Genomic DNA, 16373 nt, shown 5'->3' on the forward strand with positions numbered 1-16373 from the left:
GTGCATACCACAGCCGGTCCAGGTGGTCTTTCCGCATTCACGGCATCGGACAGCGCGGCACATGTGCGCCCCTTTCTGATAGCGAGTCGATCTCGGCGGTGCCACCGTAGCATACCCCTGGGGGTATGTATCCGGCGGAGATTGCCGGTTGTGCGACGATGGCAGGCGTGAGTGATCAGCAGGGCGGCGACGTCGCCGAGAGCATCGTCATCGTCGGTGCCGGCCTGGCCGGGATGCGAACCGCGGAGGAACTGCGCCGGTCCGGCTTCGAAGGAAAGATCGTCCTGGTCGGGGCAGAGGATCACCCGCCCTACGATCGCCCGCCGTTGTCCAAGGACGTGCTCCGGGGTGAACGCGACGACACCGCGCTCAAGCCCGCCGACTTCTATGCCGAACAGCGGATCGAGCTGGCGCTCGGCGTGCCGGCGATCGGCGTCGACCCGACCGCGCAGACCGTGAAGCTGGCCGACGGCTCGACGCTCGACTACGACGAGCTGGTCATCGCCACCGGACTGACCCCGCGCCGCATCCCGGATCTGCCCGATCTGGCCGGCGTGCACGTGCTCCGGACCCTCGACGACGCGTGGGCGGTCCGTGCCGATGCCGCGACCGCGCGCCGGGCGCTGGTGGTCGGGGCGGGGTTCATCGGCTGCGAGGTCGCCGCCAGCCTGCGTGAGCGGGGGCTGGAGGTGGTGCTGGTCGAGCCGCAGCCGGCCCCGCTGGCCTCGGTGCTCGGCGCTCGGATAGGGATGCTGGTCGGCCGGCTGCAGCAGGCCGAGGGGGTCGATCTGCGCTGCGGTGTCGGGCTGGCCGCGTTGTCCGGGGCCGGGCGGGTGGCCGCGGCGGAGCTGACCGACGGCAGCGCGCTCGACGTCGACCTGGTGGTGATCGGGATCGGATCGGTGCCGCTGACCGACTGGCTGGCCGATTCCGGGATCGAGCTGGTGCCGGCGGACACCGGCGGCGGAGTGCGTGCCGACGCCGTGGGGCGGACCGGCACCGAGCACGTCTGGACGGTCGGCGACGTCGCCGCCTGGACCCGCGACGATCGCACCCGCCGGGTCGAGCACTGGTCCAACGCCGGTGACCAGGCGAAGGTGCTGGCCCGGGCGCTGATCGGGGCGGAGTTGCCGGCGGCGAAAGCGGTGCCGTATTTCTGGAGCGACCAATACGACATCAAGCTCCAGGCGCTCGGCACGCCGCGGCCGGACGACGACGTGCAGGTGGTGACCGACGACGGTCGTCGCTTCCTTGCCTATTACGCCAAGGACGGCAAGCTGACCGGGGTCGTCGGTGCCGGGCTGCCGGCGAAGGTGATGAAGCTGCGCACGCAGGTGGCGGCCGGTACCCCGGTCGACGAGCTGCCGACAGGGCCGTGATCGTCGCCCTGATCGATTCCGGGCTCGGTCTGCTGCCGACCGCTGCCTGGTTGCGCAAGCTGCGCCCGGAGCTGGACCTGATGCTCTGCCTGGATCCGGATCATGCTCCGTGGGGGCCCAAGCCGCAGGAGTGGTTGGTGCAGCGGGTGGTCGGCACGGCCGCGGCGGCGGTCGGGCGCGGCGCCGACGTCGTGGTGATTCCCTGCAATACGGCGAGCGTGGTTGCGCTGGAACAGGTTCGAGAAGCGGTCGGGCCCGAGATCCCGGTGATCGGCACCGTGCCGGCGATCAAGCCGGCCGCCGCGGCAGCGGCCGACGTCGCGATCTGGGCGACGGCGGCAACCACCGCCAGCCGGTACCAGGCCGACCTGATCGCCCGGTTCGCCGGCGATGCCCGGGTGACCGGTGTGGCCTGTCACGGGCTGGCCGAGTCGATCGACCGCGGTGACCTGGCCGGGATCGCCGCCGCGATCGACGCCGCAGTCGCCCGGACCCCGACCGAGGTCGAGGCGGTCGTGCTGGGCTGCACCCACTACCCGCTGGTCGTCGACGACATCACCGGCCGGTTGCCGGTGCGGGTGCAGCTCTTCGACAGCGCGGAGGCGGTTGCCGCGCAAACCCTGCGCCGGGTCGACGGACTGGATCGGCCGGTCACCGGGTCGGGTCGGGTCGAGGTCTGGTGCAGCGGCCGGCCCGGCGCATTGCCGACCAGTGCGGCCCGGTTCGATTCGGGGCGCGAACTCGGCGCCGCATGACCCGGTCGGCGGTCGGGGTGCGCGCCGAACTGGCGACGCTGGCCGACCCGGCCGATGTGCCGAACCTGCAGCGGTTCTTCAAGACCGGGCCCGGCGAGTACGGTGCGGGCGACGTGTTCGTCGGTGTCCGGGTGCCGGCCCAGCGCCGGGTTGCCAAGCGATTCGCCGATCTGCCGCTGGATCAGATCGACGAGCTGTTGGACAGCGCGGTGCACGAACATCGGCTGACCGGGCTGCTGATCCTGGTCGGCCAGGCCGGCCGGGCGTTCTCGCTGCGCCGACCCGACGAGGCGGCGCAGCAGCGCATCGTCGATCGCTACCTGGCGGCGCTGCGCCGCGGCCGGGTGAACAACTGGGACCTGGTCGACGCCTCGGCCGAACACATCCTCGGACCGTGGTTGCTCGATCGGCCGCGCGAGCTGCTGGTCGAGCTGGCCGGCAGCGAATCGTTGTGGGAGCGCCGGGTCGCGCTGCTGTCGACCTTCGCGTTCATCAAAGCCGGTGACGCCTCGACGACGTTCGCGCTGTCGGAGCGGTTGCTCGACGATCGGGCCGACCTGATCCAGAAGGCGCTCGGCTGGATGCTGCGCGAGGTCGGCAAGCGGATCGACCGCGATCTGTTGGTCGGCTTTCTCGACGAGCACGCAGCTGGGATGGGCCGCACCGCATTGAGTTACGCCACCGAACACCTGGACCCGGCCGAGCGCGCACGATTACGCAAGCTGTGACGCGTCGCGTGCGGGCGAGGGCGCCGCCGTCAGAACGTGATCCGCACCGTGTCGGTGATCGGATGCGCCTGGCAGCCCAGGATGTAACCGTCGGCGACGTCCTCCGGGTCGAGGATCTCGCTGTTGTCCATCTCCACCTCGCCGTCGACCAACGTGCAGGCGCAGGAGCCGCATTCGCCCTCTTGGCAGGAGTACGGCACGTCGATCCCGGCGTCCAGCATGATGTCGACCAGCGTTCGTTTCCGCGGCCAGGCCAACGTGTGCACCTCGCCGTCCAGTTCCACCTCGACGGTGGCCGCGTCCGCCGCTTCGGCGTCGCTGACCTCGGCGACCTCGCGATCGGCGAACGGGTCGCCGGCCAGCGAGTTGAACACCTCGGCGTGCACATTGGTCCGCGGTACCTGCAGCCGGGCCAGCGCGTCGTGCACGGCGGCCATGAACGGCCCGGGGCCGCACATGAATGCCTGACGCTCGGTGAACGGTGCCGCCACGGCGGCCAGCTGTGCGGCGTCCGGCAGGCCCTGCACCGATTCGAGCCAGTGCACGACGGCGAGCCGATCGGCGTGCCGGGTGGCCAACTCGCGGAGCTCCGCGGCGAAGATCACCGACCCCTCGTCCCGGTTCGCGTAGATCAGCGTGACCTTGCCGGTGCCCTCGGCGAGCGCCGACTTCAGGATCGACACCACCGGGGTGATCCCGCTGCCGGCGGCGAACAGCAACAGATCGGCGTTCAGATCCTTCGGGCTGAAGACCCCGGACGGCGGCAGCACCTCCAGCTGGTCGCCGGCGCGGACGGTGTCGCAGATCCAGTTGGAGCCGTAGCCGTCGACGGTGCGTTTGACGGTCACCTTCGGCGCCTGATCGGTGTGCGGCGAGCTGGCCAGCGAGTAGCAGCGGGCGACCGAGCCGGTCCGCTCGCTGGGGATGCGCAGGGTGAGGAACTGGCCCGGCCGGTAGGCGAAGGCGTCGCGCAGCTGGTCGGGAACCGCGAAGACGAGCGAGCACGTGTCGGCGGTCTCGGCGATCACCTCGGATACCGTGAGCACGACCGACCGCGAGCCGTGTGGCACCTCGACGGTCGTCACCAGGGCAACATCCTCTCCGAAAATTAGAACGCGTTTCACTTTCTCTGGATGCTACGGCGCCCGATCAGGCCCGGCAAGCTCGGCATTCTGCCGCGCGAGCTGCGCTTCCAGCCCGGCGAGGACGGTGTCGACGCCGAAGTCGTACAGGTAACGTCCACGCAGATCCCCGCTGTGCGATATCGCCTGGCGGACCACCGGCGGCAGACTCAGATCGGGCGCGGCGGTCCCGGTCGCCGCGTTGAGCGGCTCGCGGCCGAACAGATAGGTATGCAGCACGGCGTAGGCCGAGAGGATGTTGCGCGAGGTGAAGCCGGCATCGGCCAGGATGCCCATCACCGCAGCGATCAGGTCGACCTGCTTCTGCAGCATCTGCTCGATCAGCAGCGAACTCAGGCCGGGATGGCGACGCAGTTTCGCGTCGATCTGATCCACCAGATCCCGCAACCGCTGTTGCCAGGTCCCGGAATCGGCCGCCGGCACCCGGATGCCGTCGAGCGCGGCCGTGGCGACCAGGTCGAGCAATTCGCCCTTGTCGGCCACATAGTAATAGGGCGCCATCGGCGATACCCCGAGCTCGCGGGACAACCGCCGCATGGACAGTTTCTGCACCCCGTCGGTGCGGACCACATGCAGCGCGGCGGCCACGATCTCCGACTCGGACAATCCACCGCTGGTGCGAGGCTCGGGGCGGGCCGGCCCGTCGAGCTCGGCCGGCTCCGCCAAGGTCCCCGTCCGCGGTTCGGTCATGCTGGTCCAGCTCCGTCGTCCTCGTGGGGCTCCGCGCGCCCGGCGATCCGTCGCGGCGAGTCTACGATGAGCCGATGACAGAGTTGGCGGGCCGGGTCGCGTTCATCACCGGTGCGGCGCGCGGGCAGGGCCGTAACCATGCGGTACGGCTGGCCCGGGCCGGGGCGGACATCGTGGCGGTGGACGTCTGCGGGCCGGTTTCCGCCGACAACGGATACCCGGCGCCGGGTCCGGCGGACCTGGCAGAGACGGCCCGGCTGGTCGAGGCCGAGGGCCGTGCGGTGGTGACTTGTCAAGCGGACGTGCGTGATTCAGCTGTTCTGGCCGCCGCGGTCGCGGCCGGGATGGAGCGTTTCGGCCGGCTCGACGTGGTGCTCGCCAACGCCGCCATCTGCAACTGGAACCGGTTCTGGGAGATGCCCGACGAGCAGTGGCAGACCCTCGTCGACACCAACCTGGGCGGCGTGTTCAAGACGCTCAAGGCCACCGTGCCGGCCGTGATCGCCGGCGGCCGAGGTGGTTCGGTGATCGTGATCAGTTCGGTGGCCGGGCTGAAATCGCTTCCTGGGCAAGCGCATTACAGCGCGGCCAAGCACGGCCTGGTCGGGCTCACCAAGTCGGCGGCGATCGAGTTGGGCGAGTACGGGATTCGGGTCAACTCGATCCATCCCTATGCGGTGGATACGCCGATGGGCACCGATCCGGCGTCGTTGGTGATGCTGGAACGACATCCGCGCTACCTCGGTAGTTTCGGTGCGATCCTGACCGACCAGCCGATGGCCACGCTCGACGACATCTCCGATCTGGTGCTCTATCTGGCCGGCGACGGTTCGCGCACGATGACCGGGGCTCAGCTGTCCATCGACATGGGCGCCAGCAAGGTGTGACCGGCGACCGTCGCGCGCCGCAGCTGGCCGATCTCACCTGGCCGGAGATCGCCGGCCGGCCGACTGTGGCGGTGCCGCTCGGGTCGGTCGAGCAGCACGGACCACATCTGCCGCTGGATACCGATACCGCGATCGCGACGGCGGTTGCGCGGGAGTTGCCCGACACCGTGACCGCCCCGGCGATCGGGTACGGATCGAGCGGTGAGCATCAAGGATTTCCCGGCACGGTGTCGATCGGTGCCGAGGCGCTCACCGCGGTCCTGCTCGAATACGGTCGGTCGATCTTCCACTGGGCGGGCCGGGTGGTGTTCGTGAACGGGCACGGCGGCAATCTGGCGCCGCTGGCCGCAGCGGTCGGCCGGTTGCGCGCGGAGGGCCGCGACGCCGGTTGGCTGCCGTGCGCGGTCGCCGGCGCCGATGCGCATGCCGGGCACACCGAGACCGCGATCATGCTGCACCTCGCACCGGACCGGGTCCACGCGGACCGGCTGGAACAAGGCAATCTCGCAGCGATCGAGACGCTGCTACCGCGGCTCCGCGTCGCAGGCGTCGCGGCGGTCTCGGCCAACGGGGTGCTGGGCGATCCGCGATCGGCCGGCGCGGCGGCGGGGGCGCGGCTGTTCCACGAGATGGTGGCCGCCGCGGCCGCCGCAGTCGAGGTCTGGGCCCCCCGCGCGGACGGATTGCTGCAGGTCCCGCCGGTGTCCGCACCCGACTGACCGACCGGGACAGGGGGTGTCGGGGATTGGGGCTGTACCTGCCCCGGACCGCCGAACTAGGATCCGGGAATGCAACAGGGACGCTTGCCGGATGGCTTCGGTGTCCGGATCGACCCGACCATCCGGTCGTATTCCGGTGGTCGGGTGCTACTCGGTGGTTCGCCGGCGCGCGTGTTGCGGCTCCCGGAGTCGGCGGTCGAGTTGATCGGCGACGGTTTCCTGGAGGTGACCGACTCGCGGTCCGCCGGCGTTGCCAGAAGGCTGCTGGATTCCGGAGTGGGCAACCCGCGCCCGCGACTGCTGCCGTCGACCGACGCGGTGACGATCGTCGTTCCGCTGCGTAACAATCGGGCCGGACTGGACCGGCTGCTCGCCGGTCTGCGGGGTCACCACGTCGTCGTGGTCGACGACGGCAGCGACACCCCGGTGGCGCTGCCCGCGTGCACCCCGAGCGGTTGCCGGGTAACGGTGTTGCGACTGGATCGCCCGGTCGGTCCGGCGGCGGCGCGCAACGCCGGCCTCCGTCTCGCGCCGACCGAGTTCGTGGCGTTTCTGGATGCCGACGTGGCGCCGCGGCACGGCTGGCTGGAGATCATGCTCGGGCATTTCAGCGATCCCTCGGTGGCTCTGGTCGCGCCCCGGATCGTGGTCCGCGCGCTGGAGACGAGCGCACTCGCCCGGTACGAGCACTCCCGGTCCCCGCTGGATCTGGGCCGGCACGAGGCCGCGGTCCGCGCGGGCGGGCGGGTTTCCCATGCGCCGGGCGAAGCGATTCTGGTGCGGCGGCGCGCGTTGCTGGAGATCGGCGGCTTCGACGAGTCGCTGCGGGTCGCCGCGGACATCGACCTGAGCTGGCGGCTGGACGCCGCCGGCTGGATTCTGCGGTACGAGCCCGCAGCGCAGGTGGCGTACAACCGCCGCGTCGGCTTCGTCGGCTGGCTCGGCCGGATCCGCGACGACGGCACGGGGGCGGCGCCGCTGGGCATCCGGCATCCCGGCGCGGTACGACCGTTGGTGATGTCGCGGTGGGCGATCGCCGGCGCCATCCTGCTGGCGACGCTGTCCCGGTTCGGCGTGGTCGGTGCGCTCGGCACCTTCGTGGTAACCGTAATCCGGATGCGGGCGGCGCTGGCCGAGGTGGACCGCTCCACCCGGATTGCGGCGCTCTACGCGGCCCACGGGTTCGGCGTCGGGCTCTGGCAACTCGCCTCGGTGCTGTGCCGGCACTATTGGCCGGTGACCTTGCTCGCGATGCTCTGCAGCGCGCGGGTCCGGCAGCTGATGTTCGTGGTTGCGGCGGTGGCGGGCGGCGCGGATTGGTACGCGCACCGAGAACCCGGTGGCCTGGGCGCGGTCCGGTACGTCGCGCTCAAGCGGCTCGACGACGTCGCCTACGGTGCCGGGTTGTGGGACGGCGTGATTCGGGCGCGCAGTCTCGAGGCGCTCAAACCGGCAATCGGTGAGTGACCGGCCGGCGAGATGGCGATCGGTGCGATGACGGTCGGTGTGATGACGATCGGTGAGATGACACGGCCGTGACCGAAGTGATCGACGACCTGGTGGTCGGCGCCGGATCGTGCGGCAGCGTGCTCGCCGCGCGGCTCAGCGACGACGCCGAACGATCGGTGACCCTGCTCGACGCCGGCGGGCCGGCGACCCACGGGTCGCTGCGCAACGCGGCCGTGGTGCCGGTCGGCCCCGACGCGACCTGGGTGGATCGATATCAGGTGACGCTTGCCCCGGGCCGCTCGGTGAGCGCCCCGCGGGGCCGGGTGGTCGGCGGTTCCGGCGCGGTCAACGGCTGCTACTTCGTCCGGGCGACGCCGGCCGACCTGGACGGTTGGAATCTGCCGGAGTGGACCTACGCGGCGACGCTGCCCTACTTCCGGGCCGGCGAGACCGACCTCGACTTCGACGGCCCGGATCACGGCCGAGCGGGACCGTTGCCGATCCGCCGGCCCGCGCGACCCACCGAGTTCTCCGCCGCGTTCACCGCCGCCTGCCGGGATGCCGGCCTGACGGCGGTGGACGATCTGAACTCGGCGACCGCCGGCGACGGAGTCGGGCCGGTCCCGGTGAACGTCGGTACCGGGCACCGGGTCAGCCCGGCCGAGGCGTACCTGTCGCCCCGGGCGCAGCAGCCCAACCTGCGGTTGCTCACCGAGACCAGGGTGCGCCGGGTGCTCTTCGCCGGTACCCGCGCGATCGGCGTCGAGGCCGAACGCGGCGGTCGCGGGTTCTATCTGCGGGCGCAGCGGGTCACCCTGTGTGCCGGCGCCATCGAATCGGCCGTGATCCTGCTCCGATCCGGGGTCGGGCCGCCGGAGCAGGTGCGGCTGCTCGGCGGCCGAGTGGTCAGCCCGCTGACCGGAGTCGGTTCGGGTTGCTTCGACCATCCGGAGATCGGCTTGCCGGTCGGCGGGTACGCGGAGGAGGTCGCGCTCCCGTTGGAGGTGGTCGCGCATCACCGCGGATGCGAGATCCGGCCGTACACCCGCTCGCTCGCCCGGCTCACCGGCGCCCCGGGGTGTGGCCCCTGGATGGTCGGAATTGCGTTGATGGACAACGAGTCGCGTGGCCGGCTGGAGTTCTGCCGGCCGGGGGTGCACGCGCCGCGGATCGATTACCGGTACCTGCGCAGCGGCGCGGATCGGGACCGGCTGCGGGCCGGCGTCGCGCTCGCGCGGGAGCTGTTGCGCTCGGTGGGCGCCCGGGTTGCGGCCGACGAACCGACCGATGCCTGGCTCACCGCCCATCTGGGCACCTCGCAGCATCTCGCCGGAACCTGCCGGATCGGCACGGACGGCGACCCGGATGCGGTCGCCGACCAGCGCGGTGCGGTGCGCGGTGTGGACGGGCTGTTCGTCGCGGATGCGGCGGCCCTGCCCGGTCCGATCAGTCGGGGCCCGCATGCCACCCTGGTCATGCTGGCCGAACGGATCGCCGACGGGCTGCGCGGGCGGGTTACAGTCGAGGGAGCGCGGAAGTGAGTTCGCATGCCCCGAGCACGCCCGGCCGATACCCGTTCCTCCGGGGGTAACAGCCCCTGGATGGCGCTGCGCCCGGACGACGATGTCGCTCGGGTTGCGCGCCGGGTGGAGTCGGCGCACCAATCGTTCGTCGAGCGTGCCGACGGCGCGGACGTCCGCGGGGTGGTGTTCGATTCGTGGTTGCGCAGCCGGGATTCCGGGGTGGACCCGAACCGGGTGGTGCCGGCGGTGCCGGTGAACTCGTCGGAGCTGCGCCGGTACCGGGCGGCCCATCCGATGGCGCTGATCCGGCCGGTGATCGAGCGACTGTTGGTCGCCGATGCCGCCGACACCGGTCTGATCGTCGCGTCGACCGACGAATGCGGTCGCTTGCTCTGGGTCGAGGGGGACACCGCCGCCCGGGACCGCGCGGCCGCGATGAACTTCGCCGAGGGTGCCGACTGGAGCGAACGCAGCGCCGGGACCAACGCCCCGGGCACCGCGCTGGCGGTCGACCATGCGGTGCAGATCTTCGGCGCCGAACACTTCGTCCGACCGGCGCATCATTGGAGCTGCACCGCCGCGCCGGTGCACGATCCGCACAGCGGTGCGATCATCGGCGCGATCGATCTCACCGGCGGTCCGCGGGTTGCCGCGCCCGAGGTGCTCGCCTTGGTCCGCGCGACGGTCGCGGCCGCCGAAGCGGAGCTCCGCTGGCAGCTGCCGCCGCGGCCGCCGGAACCGGCGCAGGCCGCCGTGGACGTGCTCGGGGTGGTCCGACCGGTGCTGGTACGCAACGGGTCCGAGCTTCCGCTCTGGCGCCGGCACGCGGAGATCCTGGTGCTGTTGGGGGAGTACCCGCAAGGTCTCAGTGGTGATCGGCTGGGTGTCCTGTTGGACGAGGCGGACCTGGACACGGTGACCGTGCGCGCGGCGATGTCCCGGTTGCGCAAGGTGTCCGGGGACGGCCTGATCGGCTCCCGGCCGTACCGGCTGGTGGCCCCGCTGGACACCGATGTCGGCCGGGTCCGCGCCGCCCTGGACCGCGGCGACGTGCACGGTGCGCTGGACGCCTACGCCGGTCCGGTGCTGCCGACGTCGATGGCGCCGGGTGTGCTCGACCTGCGCGAACAGCTGCATGCGCGGGTGCGCGCCGCGGTGCTCGGTGCGGCCGACCAGCGCGCGCTGGCCCGGTGGACCGCCGGGCCCCAGGGACGCGACGACATGGTCGCGTGGGTGGCCTATCTGTCTGCGCTCGATCCCGATTCGCCGATGTATGCCCAGGTCCGAGCTCAGGTCGAGTTGATCGATCGGCGACTGGGCTAGCCGCCGACGCCGGCGCGCAACATCCGGGCGGTGCGCTCGTCGGCCGGATAGAACGCCTCGATATGGAGCTCGTCGATGGTGACGTCGGTAGCCGAGAGCACCGACGCGGCGATCCCGAACACCGACAACGTCTGCGCACCGATCCGCAGCCGCATGGGGACGACCACATCGGCCGCGTCGGCGACGCCGTCTTCGGCGCCGGGATAGCCGCTGAGCTCGCGGTACAGCTCGCGCAGTCGCGGATCGTCGGTGCGGTCGATCCGGGCGCGAAGCTGGGACAACAAATGGCGGCGCCACTGGCCGAGGTTGTCGATCCGCGGGGCGAGACCCTGCGGGTGCAGCGTGAGCCGCAGCGCATTCACCGGCGGCTCCAACAGATGTTCGGCGCAGCCGTCGAGCAGGATGTCGGTGGCGCGGTTGCGGTCCAGCACGTCCCACCAACGATCCAGCACCAAGGCCGGGTACGGCAGGTGCGCGTCGAGCAGCGTCCGGAACGCATCGCTGACCGCGCGCAGTGCGGGAGCGTCCAGCGGGTGCTCGCCGTAGTGCGGGGCGTAGCCGGCCGCCAGCAGCAACTGGTTGCGTTCGCGCAGCGGTACGTCGAGATGGACCGCCAGCCGTTCGATCATCGCCGGGGTGGGTGTGGCGCGGCCGGTCTCCACGAAGCTCACGTGCCGGGCGGATACCGCAGCGTCCAGGGACAACTGGAGTTGGCTGAGTCCGCGTCGTTCCCGCCAGGCACGCAGCAACGATCCGACGGTCGGCCGCGTCGTCGTACCGGTCATGGCTTCGAGCGTAGGCCGGTGGGGAATTCCGGCCATTACCTCGCAGGTCATGGATTACCTGCCGGGTAGTCGACCATCCCGACGGCGTTCCCGAAGGTGGGACCAGCTACCACCGACCCGAAGGGACCGACCATGACCACCATGCCGACCGCCGCGGTAGCGGCCTACCTCGACACCTGGAACGCCACCGATCCGGCCGTGCGTGCGGCACTGCTCGCCGACCACTGGACCGAGGACGCCGCCTATACCGATCCGCTTGCGGAGGTGACCGGTCGGGCACAGATCGGTGCCGCGATCGCGGGAGTGCACGAGCAGTTCCCCGGGTTCGTGTTCACGGCGGTGGGCGAGCCGGACGCGCATCACCGCCAGGTGCGGTTCCGCTGGGGGCTGGGACCGGCCGGCGTGGAACCGCCGATCGTCGGGTTCGACGTGCTGGTCACCGACGGCGCGGGCCGGATCTGCACGGTGCTGGGGTTCCTGGACCGGGTACCGGATTGATCTCGGCGCAGCCGGCAGCGGCCGTGCGCAACGTGCACGCAACGTAGCGCGGCCTAATGTGACGGTTACCACACCAGCAGGTAGATACCAGGAGTGCCGATGACCGTCTTCGCCCGCCCCGGAGCCCCCGACGCGCTGATGTCGTTCCAGTCGCGCTACGACAACTGGATCGGCGGTGAGTGGGTGCCGCCGGTCCAGGGGCAGTATTTCGAGAACCCCACCCCGGTGACCGGCCAGGTGTTCTGCGAGGTGGCCCGGTCCACCGCCGAGGACGTCGAGCTGGCGTTGGATGCAGCGCATGCCGCCGCTCCGGGGTGGGCCCGTACCTCGGTCGCGGATCGCGCGGTGATCCTGAACAAGATCGCAGATCGGATCGAGGAGAACCTGCAGTCGATCGCGGTCGCCGAGTCCTGGGACAACGGCAAGCCGGTACGGGAGACGCTGGCCGCCGACATCCCGCTGGCCGTGGACCATTTCCGCTACTTCGCCGGCGCGATCCGGGCGCAGGAGGGGTCGTTGTCGGAGATCGACCACGACACCGTCGCCTACCACTTCCATGAGCCGCTGGGCGTGGTCGGGCAGATCATCCCGTGGAACTTCCCGATCCTGATGGCCACCTGGAAGCTGGCGCCGGCGCTGGCCGCCGGCAACGCGGTGGTGCTCAAGCCCGCCGAGCAGACCCCGGCGTCGATCCTCTACCTGTGGAGCCTGATCGGTGATCTGCTTCCGCCGGGCGTGGTGAACATCGTCAACGGGTTCGGGGTCGAGGCCGGCAAGCCGCTGGCGTCGAGCAACCGGATCGCCAAGATCGCGTTCACCGGCGAGACCACCACCGGCCGGCTGATCATGCAGTACGCCTCGCAGAACCTGATTCCGGTGACGCTGGAGCTGGGCGGCAAGAGCCCGAACATCTTCTTCTCCGACGTGCTCGCGGCTGACGACAGCTTCCAGGACAAGGCCCTGGAAGGCTTCACCATGTTTGCGCTGAACCAGGGCGAGGTGTGCACCTGCCCGTCCCGGTCGCTGATCCAGTCCGACATCTACGACGAGTTCCTGGCGATGGCGGCGATCCGGACCAAGGCGGTGCGCCAAGGCGATCCGCTGGATTCGGAGACGATGATCGGCGCCCAGGCCTCCAACGACCAGCTGGAGAAGATCCTGTCCTACATCGAGATCGGCAAGGGCGAGGGCGCGCAGCTGGTCACCGGTGGTGAGCGCGCCCAGCTGGGCGGCGACCTGAACGGCGGCTACTACGTGCAGCCGACCATCTTCGCCGGCGACAACAGCATGCGGATCTTCCAGGAGGAGATCTTCGGCCCGGTGGTATCGGTGACCTCGTTCAGCGACTACGACGACGCGATCGCCAAGGCGAACGACACGTTGTACGGGTTGGGTGCGGGCGTCTGGTCGCGCGACGGCAGCGTCGCCTACCGGGCCGGCCGCGATATCAAGGCCGGTCGGGTCTGGACCAACTGCTACCACCAGTATCCGGCGCATGCGGCATTCGGTGGTTACAAGCAGTCCGGGATCGGCCGGGAGAATCACAAGATGATGCTCGACCATTACCAGCAGACCAAGAACCTGCTGGTGTCCTACTCACCGAACGCGATGGGCTTCTTCTGATCCGAGCACACGCCGCACCACTTTTCGGTTTCCGCATCGGAATTCGGGACCGAAAAGTGGTGTGATAACCCAGAAAGGATGCGGCTATGTCGGTTCCACCGCGGTTGTTGGCGACCGCGCACGCTGCGGAGCTGTTGCGACGGCTGCGCGAGCGACACGGCGCGTTGATGATCCATCAGTCCGGTGGGTGCTGTGACGGGTCGTCGCCGATGTGTTATCCGGCCGGCGAGTTCATCGTCGGCGACCGGGACGTGTTGCTCGGCGTGCTCGATCCGGACCTGGCCGCAGAACAGCTACCGACTGTCCTGCCGGATGCGGAAAACGCTGTGCCGGTATGGATCTCCGGGCCACAGTTCGACGCCTGGAAACACACCCAGCTGATCCTCGACGTCGTGCCCGGGCGGGGTTCGGGATTCAGTGTCGAGGCCCCGGAAGGGGTGCGGTTCCTCAGTCGGGGCCGGGCGTTCACCGACGTCGAGCTGGCGGCGCTCGCCGGCGTCACCCCGCTCACCGGATCGGCGTGGGAGCAGGGCGAACGGCCGCCGCTGCCGGCGCAGGCGCAGGTGGTGGCCGCGGCGGCGGACGCGTGTCCGGTGCCGTTGCGCGGTTGATCCCGGCCGAATCAGGCGGGGGTCAGCATCGCGTGCGCCATCGCGCGCAGAATCGTCCGAACGCGCTCGGGCGGGCTGCCGTTGGCGCTGTGCGGGGTGGAGTTGAGCAGCCCGAAGGTGGCGTGCGACCGCACCCGGGCATCCGGTTCGGACAGCTCGGGATCGAGCGCGCGCAGGGCGTCGACCCAGACCTCGACGTAGCGACGCTGATAGCTGCGGACCTGCCGGCGCGCGGCCGCCGGCAGGTTGGCCAGGTCCTGGTCCTGGATGCGGATCAGGTCGGGTTCACCGAGTGCGAAATCCAACTGGAACTCGATCAGTCCGGCGAGTGCGCCGGTCGGTGATTCGGCGGCGGCAACCACGGCGCGACCGCCGTCGAGCAGCCGTTCGCTCACCCCTACCAGCAGCTCGACGAGCAACGCCTCCTTGCCGGAGAAGTGCCGGTACACCGCCGGACCGCTGACCCCGACGGCGGCGCCGAGATCTTCCAGCCGCACTCCGAGGAAGCCGCGATCGGCGATCAGGCGCGCGCCTTCGGTCAACAGTTGGCGACGGCGGTCGGCCTTGAGCTGCTCGCGTCGGGTGAGCGGGGCGTTCATGCCACCTCCCGTGGGCCCGGAACGGGCGGTGTGGACAACACGGTTGGTCGAGATTATCCTATGAATTCAGTTATTCGCGATTAACTGTAAGGGTGGCGATGGCTCCGACCGGCGTGGTGACTACCCGACGCGACGGTCACGTCGCGTTGGTCGCAGAACTTCGGGACAAGCTGGCCCGCACGGCCCTCGGCGGTCCGGAACGCGCCCGGCGGCGGCACGAAGATCGCGGGAAATTGCTGCCGCGGGAACGGGTTCGGCAGCTTTTGGACACCGGTAGCCCGTTCCTGGAGCTGTCCGCGCTGGCCGCGTCCGGCATGTACGACGACGAGTGTCCCGGCGCCGGGATGATCTCCGGGATCGGCCGGGTATCCGGGCGCGAATGCGTGATCGTGGCCAACGACGCCACCGTCAAGGGCGGCACCTACTACCCGATGACGGTGAAGAAGCATCTGCGCGCGCAGGAGATTGCGGTGCAGAACCGGCTGCCGTGCCTCTATCTGGTCGATTCCGGCGGTGCCTTTCTACCCCGCCAGGACGAGATCTTCCCGGACCGGGAGCACTTCGGCCGGATCTTCTACAACCAGGCGACGATGAGCGCCAAAGGAATTCCGCAGATCGCGGCCGTGCTGGGCTCGTGCACGGCGGGTGGCGCGTACGTGCCGGCGATGAGCGACGAGGCGGTGATCGTCCGCAATCAGGGGACCATCTTCCTCGGCGGGCCGCCGCTGGTGCAGGCGGCCACCGGTGAGGTGGTGACCGCCGAGGAGCTGGGTGGCGGCGACCTGCATTCGAAGGTGTCCGGGGTGACCGATCACCTGGCCGCCGACGACGCGGACGCGCTGCGGATCGTGCGACGGATCGTCGGCACCTTCGGGCCCCGGGCGGATACGCCGTGGCAGCCGGCGCCGCCGCGCGATCCGATCGCCGACCAGACCGAGTTGTACGACGTGGTGCCCACCGATCTGCGCACGCCCTACGACGTCCGCGAAGTGATCACCCGGCTGGTCGATGCCGGGGAGTTCGACGAGTTCAAGGCCGAGTACGGCAAGACCCTGGTCACCGGGTTCGCCCGGATCCACGGCCACCCGGTCGGCATCGTGGCGAACAACGGCGTGCTGTTCGGTGAGTCGGCGCTGAAGGGCGCGCACTTCATCGAGCTGTGCGACAAACGCGTGGTGCCGCTGCTGTTCCTGCAGAACATCACCGGTTTCATGGTCGGCCGCGACTACGAGGCCGGGGGGATCGCCAAACACGGCGCCAAGATGGTGACCGCCGTCGCCTGCGCGCGGGTACCGAAGCTCACCGTGGTGATCGGCGGCTCGTACGGTGCCGGCAACTACTCGATGTGCGGGCGCGCGTATTCGCCACGCTTCCTGTGGTTGTGGCCGAACGCGCGGATCTCGGTGATGGGTGGCGAGCAGGCGGCATCGGTGCTGGCCACCGTCCGTTCCGATCTGGCGACCGACGAGCAGGTCGAGCAGTTCAAGGCGCCGATTCGGGCGCAATACGAGCACCAGGGCAGCCCGTACTACTCGACCGCCCGGCTCTGGGACGACGGGGTGATCGACCCGGCCGATACCCGCACGGTGCTCGGGCTCTCCCTGGCCGTGTGCGCCCAGGCGCCGCTGGAACCGGTCTCCTACGGCGTTTTCCGGATGTGAG

Annotated in this window: 16 protein-coding genes; 12 read left to right on the forward strand and 4 right to left on the reverse strand. The window is 70.2% G+C overall.

Annotated features, from left to right (window positions below; translation table 11 throughout):
- Positions 1–158 precede the first annotated feature (158 nt).
- The 3 genes from KV203_RS03650 to KV203_RS03660 are packed head-to-tail and all read left to right on the forward strand — an operon-like array spanning position 159 to position 2862.
- Positions 159–1379 carry an NAD(P)/FAD-dependent oxidoreductase gene (locus tag KV203_RS03650; protein ID WP_066467075.1) on the forward strand — a complete coding sequence of 407 codons (1221 nt, stop codon included), beginning with the start codon at positions 159–161 and terminating at the stop codon, positions 1377–1379.
- Positions 1376–2134, forward strand: a complete 759-nt coding sequence (locus tag KV203_RS03655) for a glutamate racemase (RefSeq protein ID WP_066466661.1) — start codon at positions 1376–1378, stop codon at positions 2132–2134. Before KV203_RS03650 ends, KV203_RS03655 begins: the two co-directional genes overlap by 4 nt.
- Complete coding sequence (locus KV203_RS03660) at positions 2131–2862, forward strand: DNA alkylation repair protein (protein ID WP_066466660.1); 732 nt, start codon at positions 2131–2133, stop codon at positions 2860–2862. Before KV203_RS03655 ends, KV203_RS03660 begins: the two co-directional genes overlap by 4 nt.
- Before the next feature lie 29 nt (positions 2863–2891).
- Here KV203_RS03660 and KV203_RS03665 read toward each other — a convergent pair whose 3' ends face one another.
- Together KV203_RS03665 and mftR2 are read right to left on the reverse strand one after the other, a co-directional pair.
- Complete coding sequence (locus KV203_RS03665) at positions 2892–3947, reverse strand: ferredoxin--NADP reductase (protein WP_066466659.1); 1056 nt, start codon at positions 3945–3947, stop codon at positions 2892–2894.
- Between the two features lie 51 nt (positions 3948–3998).
- The gene (gene mftR2, locus KV203_RS03670; protein ID WP_083529712.1) at positions 3999–4694 is read right to left on the reverse strand and encodes a mycofactocin system transcriptional regulator MftR2; all 696 of its coding nucleotides are present in this window, start codon (positions 4692–4694) and stop codon (positions 3999–4001) included.
- 74 nt (positions 4695–4768) lie between these two features.
- Here mftR2 and KV203_RS03675 point away from each other — a divergent pair, with 74 nt between their 5' ends.
- The 5 genes from KV203_RS03675 to KV203_RS03695 all read left to right on the forward strand — a co-directional run bounded on the left by KV203_RS03675 (position 4769) and on the right by KV203_RS03695 (position 10595).
- Complete coding sequence (locus tag KV203_RS03675) at positions 4769–5581, forward strand: mycofactocin-coupled SDR family oxidoreductase (RefSeq protein ID WP_066467073.1); 813 nt, start codon at positions 4769–4771, stop codon at positions 5579–5581.
- Positions 5578–6300: a mycofactocin biosynthesis peptidyl-dipeptidase MftE gene (mftE, locus tag KV203_RS03680; RefSeq protein ID WP_066466658.1), complete on the forward strand. Its 723-nt coding sequence runs from the start codon at positions 5578–5580 to the stop codon at positions 6298–6300. The genes KV203_RS03675 and mftE overlap by 4 nt, the downstream gene beginning before the upstream one ends.
- A 69-nt stretch (positions 6301–6369) precedes the next feature.
- Positions 6370–7767 carry a mycofactocin biosynthesis glycosyltransferase MftF gene (mftF, locus tag KV203_RS03685; protein ID WP_066466657.1) on the forward strand — a complete coding sequence of 466 codons (1398 nt, stop codon included), beginning with the start codon at positions 6370–6372 and terminating at the stop codon, positions 7765–7767.
- Positions 7768–7835: 68 nt separating this feature from the next.
- Positions 7836–9290, forward strand: a complete 1455-nt coding sequence (gene mftG / locus KV203_RS03690; protein ID WP_066466656.1) for a mycofactocin dehydrogenase MftG — start codon at positions 7836–7838, stop codon at positions 9288–9290.
- A 60-nt stretch (positions 9291–9350) separates the two neighbouring features.
- On the forward strand, positions 9351–10595 hold the full coding sequence (locus tag KV203_RS03695) for a sigma-54-dependent transcriptional regulator family protein (RefSeq protein ID WP_246600524.1): 1245 nt from the start codon (positions 9351–9353) through the stop codon (positions 10593–10595).
- Here the strand turns inward: KV203_RS03695 and KV203_RS03700 are convergent.
- Positions 10592–11380, reverse strand: coding sequence for a helix-turn-helix domain-containing protein (locus tag KV203_RS03700; RefSeq protein ID WP_066466654.1), 789 nt, complete (start codon positions 11378–11380; stop codon positions 10592–10594). The genes KV203_RS03695 and KV203_RS03700 overlap by 4 nt on opposite strands.
- A gap of 141 nt (positions 11381–11521) precedes the next feature.
- Here KV203_RS03700 and KV203_RS03705 point away from each other — a divergent pair, with 141 nt between their 5' ends.
- The 3 genes from KV203_RS03705 to KV203_RS03715 all read left to right on the forward strand — a co-directional run bounded on the left by KV203_RS03705 (position 11522) and on the right by KV203_RS03715 (position 14112).
- The gene (locus KV203_RS03705; RefSeq protein WP_066467072.1) at positions 11522–11878 is read left to right on the forward strand and encodes a nuclear transport factor 2 family protein; all 357 of its coding nucleotides are present in this window, start codon (positions 11522–11524) and stop codon (positions 11876–11878) included.
- Positions 11879–11977: 99 nt separating this feature from the next.
- Positions 11978–13501, forward strand: a complete 1524-nt coding sequence (adh, locus tag KV203_RS03710; protein ID WP_066467071.1) for an aldehyde dehydrogenase — start codon at positions 11978–11980, stop codon at positions 13499–13501.
- An 86-nt stretch (positions 13502–13587) separates the two neighbouring features.
- Positions 13588–14112, forward strand: a complete 525-nt coding sequence (locus tag KV203_RS03715) for a DUF779 domain-containing protein (protein ID WP_066466653.1) — start codon at positions 13588–13590, stop codon at positions 14110–14112.
- Positions 14113–14123: 11 nt separating this feature from the next.
- On the opposite strand, the gene KV203_RS03720 is transcribed toward KV203_RS03715, so the two are convergent.
- Positions 14124–14711 carry an SACE_7040 family transcriptional regulator gene (locus KV203_RS03720; RefSeq protein ID WP_066466652.1) on the reverse strand — a complete coding sequence of 196 codons (588 nt, stop codon included), beginning with the start codon at positions 14709–14711 and terminating at the stop codon, positions 14124–14126.
- 98 nt (positions 14712–14809) lie between these two features.
- Between KV203_RS03720 and KV203_RS03725 the strand changes: the two genes are divergently transcribed.
- Complete coding sequence (locus KV203_RS03725; RefSeq protein WP_066467070.1) at positions 14810–16372, forward strand: carboxyl transferase domain-containing protein; 1563 nt, start codon at positions 14810–14812, stop codon at positions 16370–16372.
- The last annotated feature ends 1 nt before the right edge of the window (position 16373 follow it).

The sequence above is a fragment of the Skermania piniformis genome (assembly GCF_019285775.1).
In the GTDB taxonomy this organism is placed as follows: Bacteria; Actinomycetota; Actinomycetes; order Mycobacteriales; family Mycobacteriaceae; genus Skermania; species Skermania pinensis.